At 54.0% G+C, this 16,751-nt stretch carries 11 protein-coding genes and 2 pseudogenes; 11 read left to right on the forward strand and 2 right to left on the reverse strand.

Annotation, left to right across the window (positions count from 1 at the left end; all coding sequences use genetic code 11):
- Positions 1-20: 20 nt before the first annotated feature.
- From NST99_RS33665 to NST99_RS09760, 11 genes and pseudogenes are all read left to right on the forward strand, one after another.
- A pseudogene (locus NST99_RS33665) lies at positions 21-104 on the forward strand (phosphopantetheine-binding protein); the annotation flags it as partial.
- A gap of 69 nt (positions 105-173) precedes the next feature.
- Positions 174-935, forward strand: a complete 762-nt coding sequence (locus NST99_RS09715; protein ID WP_341091331.1) for a condensation domain-containing protein — start codon at positions 174-176, stop codon at positions 933-935.
- Between the two features lie 65 nt (positions 936-1,000).
- Positions 1,001-1,506: pseudogene (locus tag NST99_RS09720) on the forward strand (condensation domain-containing protein); the annotation flags it as partial.
- 45 nt (positions 1,507-1,551) lie between these two features.
- Complete coding sequence (locus NST99_RS09725; RefSeq protein WP_445745021.1) at positions 1,552-2,376, forward strand: condensation domain-containing protein; 825 nt, start codon at positions 1,552-1,554, stop codon at positions 2,374-2,376.
- Positions 2,309-3,427 carry a condensation domain-containing protein gene (locus NST99_RS09730; protein WP_341091332.1) on the forward strand — a complete coding sequence of 373 codons (1,119 nt, stop codon included), beginning with the start codon at positions 2,309-2,311 and terminating at the stop codon, positions 3,425-3,427. The genes NST99_RS09725 and NST99_RS09730 overlap by 68 nt, the downstream gene beginning before the upstream one ends.
- A 46-nt stretch (positions 3,428-3,473) precedes the next feature.
- Positions 3,474-4,271, forward strand: a complete 798-nt coding sequence (locus tag NST99_RS09735) for an AMP-binding protein (RefSeq protein ID WP_341091334.1) — start codon at positions 3,474-3,476, stop codon at positions 4,269-4,271.
- A 65-nt stretch (positions 4,272-4,336) separates the two neighbouring features.
- Positions 4,337-6,427 carry a condensation domain-containing protein gene (locus tag NST99_RS09740; protein WP_341091336.1) on the forward strand — a complete coding sequence of 697 codons (2,091 nt, stop codon included), beginning with the start codon at positions 4,337-4,339 and terminating at the stop codon, positions 6,425-6,427.
- A gap of 53 nt (positions 6,428-6,480) precedes the next feature.
- Positions 6,481-8,424 carry a non-ribosomal peptide synthetase gene (locus tag NST99_RS09745; RefSeq protein ID WP_341097603.1) on the forward strand — a complete coding sequence of 648 codons (1,944 nt, stop codon included), beginning with the start codon at positions 6,481-6,483 and terminating at the stop codon, positions 8,422-8,424.
- Positions 8,425-8,532: 108 nt separating this feature from the next.
- Positions 8,533-12,240 carry a type I polyketide synthase gene (locus NST99_RS09750; protein ID WP_341091337.1) on the forward strand — a complete coding sequence of 1,236 codons (3,708 nt, stop codon included), beginning with the start codon at positions 8,533-8,535 and terminating at the stop codon, positions 12,238-12,240.
- A 33-nt stretch (positions 12,241-12,273) separates the two neighbouring features.
- On the forward strand, positions 12,274-13,263 hold the full coding sequence (locus NST99_RS09755; protein ID WP_341091339.1) for a BtrH N-terminal domain-containing protein: 990 nt from the start codon (positions 12,274-12,276) through the stop codon (positions 13,261-13,263).
- Positions 13,264-13,354: 91 nt separating this feature from the next.
- Positions 13,355-13,624, forward strand: coding sequence for a hypothetical protein (locus tag NST99_RS09760; protein WP_341091341.1), 270 nt, complete (start codon positions 13,355-13,357; stop codon positions 13,622-13,624).
- 129 nt (positions 13,625-13,753) lie between these two features.
- Here NST99_RS09760 and yhbH read toward each other — a convergent pair whose 3' ends face one another.
- Both yhbH and NST99_RS09770 read right to left on the reverse strand, forming a co-directional pair.
- Positions 13,754-14,917 carry a sporulation protein YhbH gene (gene yhbH / locus NST99_RS09765; protein WP_341097605.1) on the reverse strand — a complete coding sequence of 388 codons (1,164 nt, stop codon included), beginning with the start codon at positions 14,915-14,917 and terminating at the stop codon, positions 13,754-13,756.
- Between the two features lie 161 nt (positions 14,918-15,078).
- Positions 15,079-16,734 (reverse strand): DUF11 domain-containing protein, encoded by a 1,656-nt coding sequence (locus tag NST99_RS09770; RefSeq protein ID WP_341091342.1) that lies wholly within the window; start codon positions 16,732-16,734, stop codon positions 15,079-15,081.
- Positions 16,735-16,751 lie beyond the last annotated feature (17 nt).

Raw genomic sequence — 16,751 nt, forward strand, 5'->3', positions numbered from 1 at the left:
AGGTTCTGGGCATCAAGCGGATGGGCGTCAAGGATTCCTTCTTCGAGCTGGGCGGGGATTCGATCAAAGCCGTTCAGATCGCCGCGCGGCTGCGGGGGCATGGGCTGCACTTGGGGATCCGCGATCTGTTCCGGTATCCAACGATCCTGGAGCTGTGCCCTTATGTGCAAACGTTGGCGCACAAGATCGATCAGCGTCCGGTCGAAGGCGAAGTACGATTAACTCCGATCCAGCAAGGGTTGTTTGAGCGGTCGCCGCAGTTGCCGCACCATTATAATCAGGCGGTCATGCTGCATCGCCGGGACGGATTCAACGAAGTTATTCTGCGCCGTGTGTTTGAACGGATCGCCCAGCATCATGATGCGCTGCGGATGAGGTACCGGGAAGAAGCGGGGGGCATCGTGCAGTGGAGCTGCGGGCCTCAAGAGGCGAGTTTCGGGCTGGACGTGATCGACTTGCGCGGGGAAACCGCGGTGGATACACGGATTGCGGCGGAAGCCGAGCGGCTGCAGCGGGGGCTGCATCTGGAGCAAGGGCCGCTGCTGCGCCTAGGGCTGATGAAGACCGGCGAGGGCGACCATCTGCTGATCGTCATCCACCATCTGGTGGTGGACGGGGTGTCCTGGCGGATCCTGTTCGAAGATGTGCAGACCGGTTATGAGCAGGCGGAGAGGGGCGAGGAGATCCGCTTTCCGGAGAAAACGGACGCGTTCCAGACGTGGTCGGAGGCCCTGGCGCGCTATGCGGACAGTGAGGAACAGCTGCGTGAAATCGCTTATTGGAAGCGAGTAGAAGAGATGCCGGCTGCGGCACTGCCGGCGGACGAAGGACCTGGAAGCGGAGGAGACCGGCGGAGCGGTGAGCATCCGGCTGTCGCAGGAAGAGACGGCGCAGTTATTGAACCAGGCGAATCGGGCGTACTACACGGAAATTAACGACATCCTGCTGACGGGGCTGGGCCTTGGCGCTGCGGGAATGGACTGGTAAGGATCGGTTTGTCGTGGACCTGGAAGGGCATGGCCGGGAAGAGATCGGGGAAGCGGTGGATGTGAGCCGAACGGTGGGGTGGTTTACGACGATCGTGCCGACACTGCTTGACCTGGGTCATGCGAGACGTTGCCGGGCTGCATCAAGCGGGTAAAAGAGGGGCTGCGCAGCGTGCCGAACAGAGGGCTGGGATATGGCGTGCTGAAGTATATGACAGCCGCGGAGCACAAACAGGAGCTGAAGTTCGACCTTCGCCCGGAGATCTGCTTCAACTACTTGGGCCAGTTCGACCGGGACGTGACGACAGGACTATTCGAATCGTCGGCGTACGGGACAGGCAGCAGCATCGACCCGAACCTCCCGGGAGAGTACAAGCTGAGCCTGAACGGGATGGTGATCGGCGGGGAGCTCGTGTTTACATGCGACTATGAGGCAGAGGCGTACCGGAGGGAAACGGTGGAACGCTGGATGGCGTGCTACGCGGAACAGCTTCGCAGACTGATCACCCACTGCACCCGGCAGGCGCACAGCGAGAAGACCGCGAGCGATTTCAGTTTGGCGGATTTGGAGCCGCAGGAAGCGAGCGGCTTGCAGCAAGCCTACGGCTATAAGGTGCAAGACATCTATCCGCTGTCTCCGATGCAGGAAGGCATGTTGTTTCACGCTGAGCTGGACCCGGAGGCTGCGACGTATTTCGAGCAGTTTACGTTCCGGGTTGAAGGAACGCTGGATATCGCGGTATTCGAGGAAAGCTTGGGCCGTTTAACGGAAAGGCACGACATGCTGCGGACGGTGATCGTGAGCGAGCAGGTAGGGCGGCCGGTGCAGCTGGTGCTGCAGGAACGGGAAGTCGATCTGCGGGTGAGGGAAGGGTCAGGTGATCTGGAGACGATCCAGCAGGAAGACCGGCAAAGCGGCTTTGACCTGAGCCGGGATGCGCTAATGCGCGCCACGATTGTGATCGGGGAGAAGGGGTGTCAGCATGTCATCTGGAGCTTTCATCACATCATCATGGACGGCTGGTGCACGAGTATTCTGATGCAGGAGCTCATGGCGATTTATCGCGGGTTGCAGACGAAGCAGCCGATAGAGCTGGGGCCCGTGGAGCCGTATAGCCGATACATGCAGTGGCTGAACATGCAGGACAGGGAGGCGGCGCGGCAGTACTGGAGCCGGTACCTGAGGGACTATGAGCAACAGGCGAGTGTGCCGCGAGTGACAGGGGCAACAGGGCGAACAGAAGCTGAGCGGCAGGAGCATGCCTTCCGTCTGGATGTGGGGATGACCCGGGAGCTGGAGCGGTTGGCCCGCCAAGGCCTATATGACGCTGAACACAGTGATGCAGACGATCTGGGGACTGCTACTACAGAAATACAACCAGAGCGATGATGTGGTATTCGGGGCGGTCGTATCGGGGAGACCGGCGGAGGTGCCGGGGATCGAGCGGATGATCGGCCTGTTTATCAATACAACGCCGGTACGGGTCAGCAGTTCCCCCGAGCAGAGTGTAACGGCACTGCTGCAGCAGGTGCAGGAAGCGGCGCTGGTCTCGGAATCACATAGCCATTATCCGCTGTATGAGATTCAGGGAATGAGCGCGCTGAAGCAAGGGCTAATCGACCATATTTTGGTGTTCGAGAACTATCCGATCGCCGAAGCGCTTGGCCAAGCAGGCGGGACGGCCGAGGCTGCGTTTGGAATCCGTGACGTTGAAGTATATGAGCAGACGAATTATGACCTAACCGTCGTGTTATTCCCGGGCGAAGCGTTGTCGATTAATTTCTGCTACAACGCCAAGGTATACGAGGGGATATTCATCCGGCGAATGGAAGGGCATATCCGGGAGATCGCGCAGCAAATGCTGGCGGATGCGCAGCGGCCGGTGGCCTCGATATCGCTTGTGACGGCGGAGGAGAAACAACAGCTACTGCACGGATTCAACGACACGGCGGCAGAGTATCCGCGGGAAGCGACGATCCACGGGCTGTTCGAGGAGCAGGCGGAGAAGACGCCGTATGCGGTGGCGGTCATGTACGGGGATCAGCAGCTGACCTATGCGGAGCTGAACGCGCGGGCGAATCAGCTGGCGTGGACGCTACGCGGGCAGGGTGTAGGGCCGGATCACATCGTGGCGATCCTGATGCATCGCTCAGCAGAGATGATCATCGGAGTGCTCGGCATCCTGAAGGCCGGCGGGGCGTACTTGCCGATCGATCCGGCGCTGCCGGCCGAACGCATCCAATACATGCTGGCGGACAGCGGCAGTCAGTGGTTGATAGGCGATGAGACGCTACTGGCGGAAACGGCCTTTGATGGAGTTAAGCTGGGACTGATGACAGCAATGGCCGAAACCGCTGCGACCGGTACAATGCATGTCGGGGAGAGCAGCATTATATATGGCTGCAATTTAGGGGCAATCAGCGGACCGGAGAGCCTTTAGATACGTCATCTACACTTCGGGCTCTACGGGGCGGCCAAAAGGAGTGATGGCTGAGCACCGGAGTGTGGCCAACTTGACGTCTATGTTTAAACATTATCTACAGGTTACCGGGGGTGACCGGATTCTCCAATTTGCGTCCCTCTCGTTCGATGCATCTGTCTGGGAAATCGTGATCAGCCTGTGCAGCGGGGCGCAATTGCATATAGTGCCGGTGGAAGTGATCCATCACCTTGGGGAGTTCGAGCAGTACATCCGGACAAACGGCATTACAATAATGAGCTTGCCGCCGGCGTACTTATTGCGGATGCATCCGGAGCAAGTCCGTTCGCTGAGAACGGTCGTCACGGCAGGCTCGGCATGTCCGCAGGAGGTTGTGCGGAAGTGGAGTCCTTACGTCAACTTGGTCAATGGGTACGGGCCGACGGAAACGACAGTGGGCGCCACGATGTGGCCTGCAGACGGAACAAAAGAAGAGATGATGATCGTTCCGATTGGCAAACCGATGTCCAATACTCGGGTGTATATACTGGATCAGGAAGGCCGATTACTGCCTATGGGTGTGCCGGGTGAAATCTGTATCGCGGGAGCCGGCGTGGCCCGGGGCTATCTGAACCGGCCGGAGCTGACGGCGGAGAAATTCGTCGACAACCCGTTCGAGCCGGGTGCGCGGATGTACCGGAGCGGAGACTTAGCGAGATGGCTGCCGGACGGCAACCTGGTACCTGGGCCGGATCGACCAGCAAGTGAAGATCCGCGGCTACCGGATCGAGTGCGGAGAGATCGAGACGCAGCTCATGGCGCATCCACAGATTCGCGAAGCCGTCGTCGTCGACCGGAAGGATGAGCAAGGGCTGGCGTACTTGTGCGCATATCTCGTAAGCGGCGAAGCCGTTCCGGCAGCTGAGCTGCGTGCGCACCCTGGTGGCACAACTGCCGGATTATATGATTCCGTCCTACTTTGTAGCTATGGATGGAATCCCGTTGACTGCCAACGGCAAGGTGGACCGCAAGGCGCTGCCGGCACCGGACCGGGAGGCGCACAGCGGAAGCCATGAAGCGCCTCGGGATGCGCTGGAGACACAATTGGCGGAATTGTTCGCAGAGGTGCTGGGGATAAAGGCGTTCGGCATCGGTGATTCGTTCTTCGAGCGCGGTGGTCACTCGCTGAAAGCGATGACGCTGATGTCGCGCATACATCAGCGGCTGGCGGTGGAGCTGCCGCTGCGGGAGCTGTTCGCGCGGCCGACGGTGAAGGCGCTGGCGGACTATGTGCGCAGCACGAAAGAAAGCGGCTACGGCAAGATCGAGCTGGCGGCGGCGCGGGCGTCGTACCCGCTGTCTTCGGCGCAGCGGCGGCTATACGTGCTTCATGAGATGGAGCCGGAGAGCATGCGCTACAACATGCCGGGCGTCCTGGAACTGGCCGGGAAGGTGGATGCGGATCGGCTGGAGCAAGCGATCCGCTCGGTCATCGCCCGTCATGAATCGCTGCGCACATCGTTCACGTGGATCGGCGGCGAACCAAGACAACAGGTACACGAAGACATGGCATTTGAATGGGGGTGCCGGGAGGCGGAGGAAGCGCAGGCCCGGGAACTCATCCGGAACTTCGTGCGCCCGTTCGCGTTGGATCAGGCGCCGCTGCTGCGGGCCGGGCTGCTGCGGCTGGCGGCAGAGCGCTACTGGCTGGTCTGGGACATGCACCATATCGTGTCGGATGGCGTGTCGGTGAACCTACTGGTGTCGGACTTCATGACGGCGTATGCCGGCGGGGAGCTGGCGCCGCTGCGGATCCAGTACAAGGACTACGCGGTCTGGCAGCAGGGTACGCTTGGGGTGGAGCGGATGGAGATGCATGAGGCGTACTGGCTGTCGGCTTATGCGGAGGAAGTGCCGGTGCTGGAGCTGCCGGCCGACCGGATGCGTCCGGCGGTGCCCGGCAGTGAAGGAGGACAGGTATCCACTCAAGTGAATACCAAGACGGCAGACGCCCTGAAACGAATCGCAGCCGAAAGCGGAGCGACGCTGTACATGGTGCTGCTGGCTGCCTATAACGTGTGGCTGCACAAGTACACGGGGCAGAGCGACATTGTGGTCGGGACGCCGGTGTCGGGGCGGACACATGGGGATACGGAGCCGATGATCGGGATGTTCGTGAACACGCTGGCACTGCGCAACGCCCCGTCCGGGGACAAGCGGTTTATGGACTTCGTGCGCGAAGTGAAGGAGCGGACGCTGGCGGCATTCGAGCATCAGGATTACCCGTTCGAGGAACTGGTCGAGAAGCTGAACGTACGGCGCGATAGGAGCCGTAACCCCTTGTTTGACACGATGCTGGTGCTGCAGAACATGGAACAAGCGCGTTTTGGGCTGGCAGATATTGACGTTCGTCCGGTCAAGCTTGACCAACGGACGGCGAAGTTTGACCTGACGTTAAACGTCGCGGAGAACGATCAAGGACTTCAGCTGCTGCTGGAATACAGCTGCGCGCTGTTCAATGAGGAGACAGCCGGGCGGTACCTGATGCACTTCGTGCAGCTCTTGTCGCAAATGGCCGGTCAGCCGGAAGCAAGCATTGGCTCGTATGAGCTTGTGACGACGGAAGAGAGGCAACAACTGCTGCATGCGTTCAATGACACAGCGGCGGCGTATCCGCGGGAAGCGACGATCCATGAGCTGTTTGAAGCCCAGGTGGAGAAGACGCCGGATGCGGTGGCGGCCGTGTACGGGGATCAGCAGCTGACCTATGCGGAGCTGAACGCGCGGGCGAATCAGCTGGCGTGGACGCTGCGCGGGCAGGGTGTAGGGCCGGAGCGTATCGTGGCCATCTTGATGGAACGCTCTTTGGACATGATCGCCGGGATGCTCGGCATCCTGAAGGCCGGCGGGGCGTACTTGCCGATTGATCCGGCGCTGCCGGCCGAACGCATCCGGTATATGCTCGGAGACAGCGGCGCGGCGGTGCTGCTGACCCAGCCTCAGCATTTCCTGCGGATTTGAGGGCACGGTTATCGGGTTGACAGCCTGGAGGGCCAGCAGAGTCCGAGGCCAACCTGCCGCTTGCGCCGGATTCCCGGCGGTTGGCGTATGTGATCTATACCTCGGGGACGACCGGGAACCCCAAAGGGGTGATGATTGAGCACCGCGCGGTGGTTAACTTCATCACAGGGATGACGAGAGTGATTCCCTTCGGCCCGGCGAAGTCGGTTTTATTTGCGACCACGCTGTCCTTCGACATCTCGGTGGTGGAGACGCTGCTGGCGTTGACGCAAGGCATGCGGATCGTGGCGGCGAGCGAAGAACAGCAGAAGGACCCTCAGCAGCTGGCGGCGCTGATCGAACGCCAGCGCATTGGGATGGTGCAGATGACACCGTCGCGGCTGAAGATGCTGCTGTCGGCGGGCTGCGTGGCGTGGTTTGAAGGCGTAACGGAAATACTGGTCGGCGGGGAGGCATGGACGGACGATCTGCTGGCTGAACTGCAAAGCAAATCGAAGGCCGCGCTATTCAATATGTACGGTCCGACGGAGACCACGATTTGGTCCGCGGTGCGGGAAGCGACCTCCGACCAGACAGTGAGCGTCGGGGGACCGATCGCTAATACGCGGCTGTACATTGTGGGTGACAACCGGCAGCTGCAGCCGATAGGCGTCGCGGGCGAGCTGTGTATCGCGGGTGACGGTCTGGCCCGTGGCTACCACAACCGGCCGGAGCTGACGGCGGAGAAGTTCGTAGACAACCCGTTCGAGCCGGGGACACGGATGTACCGGACCGGAGATTTAGCAAGATGGCTGCCGGACGGCAACGTGGAGTACCTGGGCCGGATCGACCACCAAGTGAAGATCCGCGGCTACCGGATCGAATGCGGAGAGATCGAGGCGCGCCTTCTGGCGCATGGGCATATCCGTGAAGCTGTCGTAGTCGACCGGAAGGACGAGCAAGGGCAGGCATATCTATGCGCTTATCTGGTATGCAGCATGCCGCTGACTGTAGCCCAAATACATGCTCACCTGTCCAGACATCTGCCGGACTATATGATCCCGTCCTATTTTGTGGAATTGGACTATATTCCGCTCAATAATAACGGCAAAGTGAACCGGACACTTCTGCCTGTTCCAGATGTGGTCTTGGATGATCAAGAAGAAAAACTGCCGCCTGCTACTGAGATTGAGTCTGAAATTTTGAAAGTATGGCAAGAGGTTCTTCACAAAGACGACATTGGGGTTATGGATAACTTCTTCCATGTGGGTGGAAACTCATTGCGGATTGTAGATATATATGCCAAGTTACAGCAAAAGTATCCGGGCGTACTTGTTGTAGCGGATTTGTTCGGAAACCCGAATGTGCGTCAATTGGCTCAGTATATCGAAACGGTTCATGCGCAAAAACAAGCATCTACATGGAAGCACCTCCCCCTCGCATTCCCAACGTCAGGTATGGCCGGGCAAGGAGTCTACATTCCGGGCGATGTATTGCGCTTTGAGCTCTCGGAGCATACGAGTCAAAGCTTGGAACGCATTTCGAGTCACTACAGCATTCAAAAGATGTCTGTGCTGTTGACCGCTTTTGCCTATTTAATGTCGGAATACGCACAGACAGAAACGGTTACTTTGCCTTGCTTGATAGAAGGCGGCGATGTATGCCGGGTTGAGGTTTCGTTCCGGGAAGCTGAAGAGCTGGAGGAAGTTTTTGCAATAGTAGACGGATACCTGAAAACGGAAGGGCGATTTCATTGGGAACAGGTGAAGTATGCTGCTTATGAGCCGCAAGAAGGCCAAATCCTTTGTGCATTTACAGGCGCTGACCTATTGCCGTCAGGCTTTGCAAAGCAGTTTGATCTCGTGCTCAATTGTGGAGAGGCTGGCATTGTCCAGTCCATGACATGTGAGTACAACCAGGGCAGGATTTTACAAGCGTCTGTAGAGAGGCTGCTTCGCCAGTTCGTAAGCTTATTGGCTAAAATGCTGGAACAATGCGAAAAAAAGGCCAGTCTGTAAGAGACGTGAAATGAACAGGAGAAGAGAGGAGAAGACAAGCGAATGTCCTTCTCTTCTGTTCTACGGATTGTTATACATCAGATCAGGTTTCAAATTGGAGGGCGCAATGTGAAAAAAAAACTAGTCGACTTCGATACTTCCGAAGTGTTATTAACGAATGAGAATATCAAGTTTGAACAAATCTCAAGTAAGGATATTGCAGTAATTGGTGTGTCCTGCCAAATTGGGAGCGCCAAAAATACAAATGAGTTTTGGGATAGTATGGTTGAAGGAAAGTGTCTGGTTGAAGAAATTCCGCAAGCACGCCAAAAAGATATTACAGATGCACTGAAGCAAAGCGGCATCACTCATCAGGAATTTAAGAAAGCTTCTTACCTTGGCAGCATCGACACGTTCGATTATAAGTTTTTTTCTCTGCCGGCTATCGAGGCTCAGTTAATGGACCCGCACCAAAGGCTCTTTCTGGAGACTGTCTATGCCACCATGGAGGATGCGGGGTACGGAGGAAGGGAGCTAGCTGGCAGCGAAACCGGAGTATTTGTCGGATTATCGAGCGACGGGCCCAATGAATACAAAGCATTTGCGCAAATGTCCGCACCAGAGCTTGTGGGTCTGACAACTTCAGGTAACCTGAAATCGATTATCGCCGGCAGGGTTTCCTATATATTTGATTTTAAAGGCCCCAGCAGTGTGGTGGATACTGCATGCTCTTCCTCTTTGTCTGCACTTCACCTGGCATGCCGCTCTATCCGCGCAGGCGAATGCAATACTGCGATAGCGGGAAGCGTCAAAATTGTCATGTTACCGGCCAGTCAGTCGAATGACTACAGTATGGGAATTGAATCCTCAGTCGGGTACACCCGAACCTTCGATGCAGAATCGGATGGAACGAATGGTGCAGAGGGAGTCGCGGCTGTTCTGCTGAAGCCTCTGCATCAAGCGATGGCCGATCATGATCATATTTATGCGGTCGTGAAGGGCAGTGCATGGAATCAGGATGGCAGCTCGGTAGGACTCACAGCACCGAATCCGGCCGCTCAGGAGCGGGTTATTCTGCGGGCATGGCAGGATGCGGGAATCGATCCTGAATCCATCTCCTATCTGGAAGCCCATGGTACGGGAACAAAGCTGGGAGATCCTATCGAAATCCGAGGAATAAATAATGCTTTCCGCAAGCATACCTCCAAGATGCAATTTTGCGCCGTCGGTTCCGTCAAGACGAATATCGGCCATTTGGATCATGCAGCGGGAATCGCCGGATTTATTAAGGCGGTTCTCGCCTTAGAGCATCAAAAAATTCCGCCGATGCTGCATTTTAAAGTGCCTAATCCTAATATATCGTTTATTGATTCGCCCGTTTATGTGGCAGACCAGTTAATCCGGTGGGAGCGTTCACCAGGTGCAAAAAGAAGATGCGGGGTAAGTTCGTTCGGTTTAAGCGGAACGAATTGCCATGTGGTATTAGAGGAGGCACCTGAACGAACAGAGACTTCCCCTGACCATTTACATCATATTTTTACCTTATCTGCTATGGAACAAACGAACCTGTTAGATATGGTGAGAAGATATATAGATTTCCTATCGGGTTCTGTCAGCAAATATAGAATCGGGGATATTTGCTATACCGTTAACACGGGGAGAGGCCACTACGCTCACCGCTTGGTGCTGAGGGCTTGCAGCATAGAAGAACTACTTCAGCAATTGGAGCGATTTCTTAAAACCCCATTCGTTACGATGGAAGAGCATCATATTTATTACGGCAGCCATAACGTCAGCACTAACAAAGCCACCTGGCCGGATTCTGAAACTGCGACGGGTTCAGCTGCCGAGCAGGTCAAAGAACTTTTGACCAATATTAGCAGGGATTTGTCCGATGCGGGAAGAACGTTTCATGATTTCGCTCAGGCTTATATACAAGGAGCTGAGATGAACTGGAAACTGTTATATCCGGCCCGTTCTTATTATAAAGTCAGTTTGCCGACCTACAGCTATACGAAAAGCAGATGCTGGATCAGCATTCCGGAGAAGCACATAGAACTGGTTGAGAGACGCGAAGCTTTACCATCTTTGCAGGAAGCGGGGCACTATTATCAGCCGGAATGGGTACGCCGGGACATGGATGACAAGCGAACGGAACCCATTGACGGGAAAACGGTGTTCTTCCGGACAACAGCTCCGCTGTCCAGCCAGATCCGTACATGTCTGGAAAGACAAGACCGGGATTATATTGAAGTTTATTATGGTTCCCGGTACAGCAAAGTAACGGATCGTGAATATGTGATTTCGGGCAATGATGCTGACTATCTCCTGTTACTTGAGCAAGTAGGCAAGGTTGGGCATATCATCCATGCCTTTGAGCCCGAGGAACGGCTGCCGCACCATACCTTGGAGCTGCAGGAGCGTCTCGCTCGCAGCGTCTACAGCTTGGTTTCTTTATCGAAAGCATTATTCAAGAAGCAGCGGAGGCAAGAAGCGGTGATTACCGTGCTTACCCGATGGGCCAATGCCGTGACAGGAGAAGAGCAACAGATTCATCCGGTCGGCGCCGCAGTGCTCGGGATGGCGAAGGTGATTCACCAAGAGCATCCATACCTGTACACCCGCAGCTTTGATCTGGACGAAACGATTGAACCTCCTGTACTTGAGGTGATTTTATCCCCAATCCGAGAAGCGGCAGAATGTGCATTCCGAAACGGTGTCAGATACATCGAAAGCATTCAGGCAGCGGAGCTTAGAACAACCGAAGCCGTTGGCGTTCGGGGCAATGGCGTCTATGTTATTACAGGAGGACACGGGGGAATTGGTTTAGAGGTGGCCAAACATTGGGCGGGACAACAGCAAATCTCCATGGTCCTCATAAACCGGACGCCATTGCCAAGCCGTGAAGAATGGAGCTCCATTAAAGCGGGGAATAATCCTGAACGTAAACGCATCGTTGAGAGCATAGAGGAAATGGAGAGCCTGGGTTCTTCCATACATTCTTACAGTGCGGATGTTTCCGATTTCGCTCAAATGGACATGCTGTTCCGGCAGATTAGAGCCAGCCTCGGAAATATTAATGGCATTTTCCATGCGGCAGGCATCGCAGGAGACGGTATGCTGTTCAGAAGAACCCATGAGCAAATGGACGCGGTCCTGTCTCCTAAAATAACGGGCACATGGAACTTACACCTGCTTACGAAGGACGATGACCTGGACTTTTTTGTGCTGTGCTCGTCGCTTGCTTCACTTACCGGGGGAACGGGTCAAGGGGACTACACGGCTGCTAACCGGTTTATGGATTCCTTCGCCGCCTACCGAGCCGGCTTAGGGTTGACGGCTTGTTCTATCAATTGGCCGGCCTGGAAGGAAGTCGGCATGGCTGCTAATTACGGCGTCAAAGAAAGCGACAATCTGGTTAGCCATATCTCACCTCGTGCCGCGCTGGCTGCGCTTGACCAAATCCTGGATTCGAATCGGTCCAGAGTGATTCTGGGGGAGATGAACTCTGCACATGCAAGTCAAGTGCCTGTAAACGGACAGCTACAGGAACAACAGCCCTTCAAGACTGTACAGCTGGCAGGAAGAGAATCCGGTGAATACACCGAACTTGAGAAATTATTGGCAAGCATTTGGGGAGAACTGTTCGAACGTGATGTGATGAGGGTGGATGACAATTTTTACGACTTGGGGGGACACTCCTTATTGCTTATCCGGGTGGAGGTTGAGCTGGAAAAGCATGGTGTGGCGGTAGACCAATTAAATATTGAACGGGACCGGACGCTTGAGAAAATAGCGGAAACTCTGGAATACTCGAATTCTAAGGTTGAGGACTGAGTGCGTGCTTGAAGTGAAAGCGGGGAAAAAAGGATGCCAAAAATCATTGAACCGATAGAACCTTTTAACGAAATCTATTATCAAAGCTGCTTGTATAATTCGTTGTTTCCGGTTATACGGCATTTTCAGCTTAGTATATTGCCGTTACTGATTAACGATTGGGTTGTGTATGAAACGGCCCGGGCAGGGGAAGGCACTCTTTGCGGAATCTCTTACAGAAGCAATAAGGGTCTTATTGAAGCTCTTGCAGCGCTTGGAATCGCAGTCGAGAAGGAACAGTTTGCCGGAACGGTCGTTGACAAAATTAAGAGTGCAGTAGACATGGGGAGACCTGTCGTACTATGGGTTGATTGTTACGAATTGCCGGTTCGCAAAGACACTTTTCTGAAGAAGCATTTGCCACACACTATCTTAGTTCATGGATATAATGATTGTACCGGCCATTTTCATATTATTGAACATTTGCAGATGGAGAACCTGTCCTATGATAAAAAAACAATTAGGATGGAAGATTTGGAGCGGGCTTATATTGAATTTGATCATGAATTCAATCAAGGACAAATGAAGCTGGATTCCTACTATGAATTTTATAAGCTGAATCAAGCTGCTTCCATGATTTCCGGCGAAGCGGAACAATACCAGGAACTCATTCAGGCAAATATGAATGTAATTACAGAAGGTCTAGACCAGCTGCTGGAAGTGTCGGAGCTGTTGTATGGGAGATTGATGCAGCAAGCGCACATATCTTTAGATCATGCTGCACAGCAACTCGATAAGCTGAATTCAATCATATTGGCGAAACAAGCGGAGAGCTACAAGCTGAAGCTTTTGCAGATGGAGCAGGAGCCTTTAAGTGCCATCCTGCAGAGTATTACTAATGAGTGGAGCATGATTAGAGCGATCGTGGGCAAATATGTATACTCCAACCAGTTTAAAGTTGAACAATTCGCCGAATTGCCGGATCGAATCAGCAATATTTACGATGCCGAGTTAAAGTTTTACGAAACCTTTTTAACGAAGTGATGAAGAGTACACAGATGAACGGGATTATACAGATCGATGATAGTGTTAACACATACTAGGTCCATACAAAGGAGCATCTACTATGCATTCTATGGATACAATTACTCAGGAATTACTTGAAATCATTAATGCTCATCTCTTGCAAAGAGCTGAAGAAGCAGGAAAACCGGGTGAAACTGGATTGCTGACCAGCTTGGAAGGTGATCTGGAGTTGTCCAATTATATTAATTCCCTTGATTTCATCATGATTCTCGTTAATATTGAAAAAAAGTTTAACGTGGTGCTGCAAGGAGACCTGAATATACTAACAGATCGGAGTTTTATCCAAATTGCTGAATTTATTGCAAAAAAACAGGAATGATTAATGGTAGCCCTGAAAAAGCTTGTATTTAGGGAAGGGATCTTCAGTTAGGGACTAGGTGCAGTATAAAAATGCAGCGCGTATCCGCTTAGGCTACGCGCTGCATTTTTAGCATCTAAATCCGGCTCCTCACGATTTGGCCAAATCTCTTTTGCCGAAGAAGGTCTTGAGCGCCTGGTATACTTCCTTCTTATCCTTAATGACATAATGCATGAACTGCTCCTGCTTCAGATGCCGGTAGGCGGACATCAGCGTGCTGCTGCGGTTGTACTGGTTCACCTCGCCGTATCCGAACATATTGCTGCGCTTCAACAGCTCCCCGATCAGCTTGACGCAACGTTCGTTATCCGAGGTGAGATTGTCGCCATCCGAGAAATGAAAAGGATAGATGTTGTATTTGGCCGGCGGATACCGGCTGTCGATAATCTCCAGCGCCTTTTGGTAGGCTGACGAGCAGATCGTGCCCCCGCTTTCACCCCGGGTGAAGAAATCATGCTCACTGACCTCTTTGGCTTCCGTATGATGAGCCAGGAACACAATCTCGACCTTTTCGTATTGCCGGCGCAGGAAGCGGGTCATCCAGAAAAAGAAGCTGCGCGCGCAGTATTTTTCGAAGGTCCCCATAGATCCGGAGGTATCCATCATAGCAATGATGACTGCATTGGAATGAGGGACGGTAATATCATCCCATGTTTTGTAGCGCAGATCATCGGGACTGATGCTGTGGATGCCGGGATTTCCGTTGCTGGCGTTGCGCCGCAGATTCTCCAGCAAGGTGCGCTTCTTGTCGATGTTCGACATCATGCCTTTTTTGCGGATATCGTTGAAGACGATGGACTTGACCTCGATCTCTTCTTTATCCTTCGGGGCTAGGTGGGGCAGCTCCAGGTCCTGGAACAGAATGTCCTCCAAATCCTCGAGGTTCACTTCAGCCTCAACCGTATCCTGGCCCGGCTGATCCCCAGCTTTGTCACCTTTGCCCGGTTGGGCAGATTGCGAATCACGGCCGAGCACATCGCCAACCTGGCTTTCCCCGTCTCCTTGGCCGACATGCTTTTGCTTGCGGAAGTTATAGATAATCCGGTACTCATCCAGACTGCGGATCGGCACCTTTACAATCTGTTTTCCGTCCGACATGATAATGTTCTCTTCGGTAACGAGGTCGGGCAGATTATCCTTAATGGCTTCCCTGACCTTCTGCTGATGACGTTCCTGATCCTGATGGCCTTTGCGGTGAAGGGACCAGTCTTCTTTTGACACGACAAACGCATATGGACCTGGTGATTGCGACAGGATGACCACCTCCCATGGAATATAAATCGGTACGGGCGCAAGCACATGCTTCCTAAAGAGAGTAACTCTGAGGCATGCTGTAACTAAAGTATATTCAGGGGTAGGGAGGATATGTGAAGATATCAATGGGTATAAACTGCGGAGCCTGGACCTTTGATCCTTTATTCACTGATCTCTTCAATAATAAGCCTATAGCTGTTGGACCGGGATTCCCCGGAATATCTCCGGCCGTCAATCGTGAACAGGTACAGCGCGGTCGAGGAGCCTTGAAGGGCCCGGCCCATGAAATCGTCATTGATTCTGACAAAATAAGTGAGATGGACCGTCTGACCAGCTTGCACTGTGCCCAGCGCCACCGTACCCCGGTAAGAGGATTCGGGTGAGGTAAGGGCGCTGACCGTAACGATGTCGGACTCAATTAGGCTTCCTTGGGGCACGATCCGGATGACAGAAACATCAGCAGGATAATTGCCGCTATTGGTCACTGAAATCCTGAATTGGGCAGTCCCACCAGGCTCGACAATTGGCGGTTCACCACTCATCTCAATGGATATGACCGGCGACAGAATCAAGGTAGTGACCGCATTTGAGCGGGCTGCCTGTCTTACATTTCGTCCGTCTGGCAGTGTGAAGGTATATTGCAGATTGCCTTGGTTCTGCACCGCCGGGGTCTGCTTGATGTCAGTGGCCGCAGGGATAGACACAAGAAACTCCACGAGGACCACAGAGCCGGCTCTTATCGTGCCCAGCGGGATGAATTCTCCCGGTCTAATCCCCTTCATGGGCACACTGTCAACTATAACGCTGTCCCAGATGAACAATGTTCCTGCAGGAATTGCCTCCACCAGTACAGCATTTACTGCCAGATTTCCGCTGTTTTGTACGGTGAACTTGTAATGCAGGTTGTCTCCAGGCGCCGCGCTGTAGCGATCAACCTTCAGACTGACCGTAACGCCTGCCTGGACTATGGATATTTCCATGATATTGCTCTCGGTAACCTCTGTAACCTCATCTACTTGGTACGTGGTGCGCGCCTGCGTTGTTAATAGGGAGTTCTCAGGGATCGACGTGATCCGTACGCGAAAAGAAATTTCGGCGGCTGTGTCTGTACTTAGGAACCCCAGCCGGATTCCTTCTGCCGGATCAGCATCGGGATAATAGATACCCCCGGCGACAACACTTCCCGGAACGAAAATGGCGCCATCCGGCACGGGAATGAATGCGATAATATCGTTCAGCAGCCGTGCTCCCTCGTTCCTGAGCAGCAACGTATAGGTGACTACATCTCCGGTAAATGTAGTTGGAGTACTTGCGGCCAGAAGGGTAGAGAGCTGGAAGGAAAGCAAAGAAACTGTTACCGGATTGGAGCGGATTTCGCTTTGCACAAGCCTGCCTTCCGGTGTAGTGAAAGAATAAAATCCCCTGGCTTCATTACGAAGCTCCAGTGAAGGGGGAAGCGAAACGACAATGGCCTGGAAGGCGATGCGGACCTGTGCCTGCGGTGAAATTGTTCCCAGCGGTATGCCGGAAGACGGAGATACCCCGGGAAGGGGGACTCCGTCTCTTAGCACACTGTTAGCAATGAAGGATACGCCTTCAGGGAGAATATCTCTGATCGTTGCCCGTGCAGCCACGTTACCGCTGTTCTTGGCAACAAGCGAGTAAACCAGCGTCTCCCCAAGGGAGACGCTGGTTTTGTCCGCACTTTTGAATAAGGAAAGTACGGGGCTGAGGACCGGGGTATGAACAGTATTGGAATAGGTTATAGCGTCTATACCCGCTGCCGAGCTGAACAGTACCATGGACTGATTCGTCACGACAGGTTGAGGAAATG

The organism is Paenibacillus sp. FSL L8-0470, from assembly GCF_038008625.1.
GTDB lineage: Bacteria > Bacillota > Bacilli > Paenibacillales > Paenibacillaceae > Paenibacillus_AQ.

What these genes read in the sequence shown, in the direction of transcription:
- NST99_RS09730 (WP_341091332.1), top strand. Translation starts at nt 2,309, where the DNA reads ATGACGCTGAACACAGTGATGCAGACGATCTGGGGACTGCTACTACAG.
- NST99_RS09735 (WP_341091334.1), top strand. Translation starts at nt 3,474, where the DNA reads ATGGCTGAGCACCGGAGTGTGGCCAACTTGACGTCTATGTTTAAACAT.
- NST99_RS09755 (WP_341091339.1), top strand. Translation starts at nt 12,274, where the DNA reads ATGCCAAAAATCATTGAACCGATAGAACCTTTTAACGAAATCTATTAT.
- NST99_RS09760 (WP_341091341.1), top strand. Translation starts at nt 13,355, where the DNA reads ATGGATACAATTACTCAGGAATTACTTGAAATCATTAATGCTCATCTC.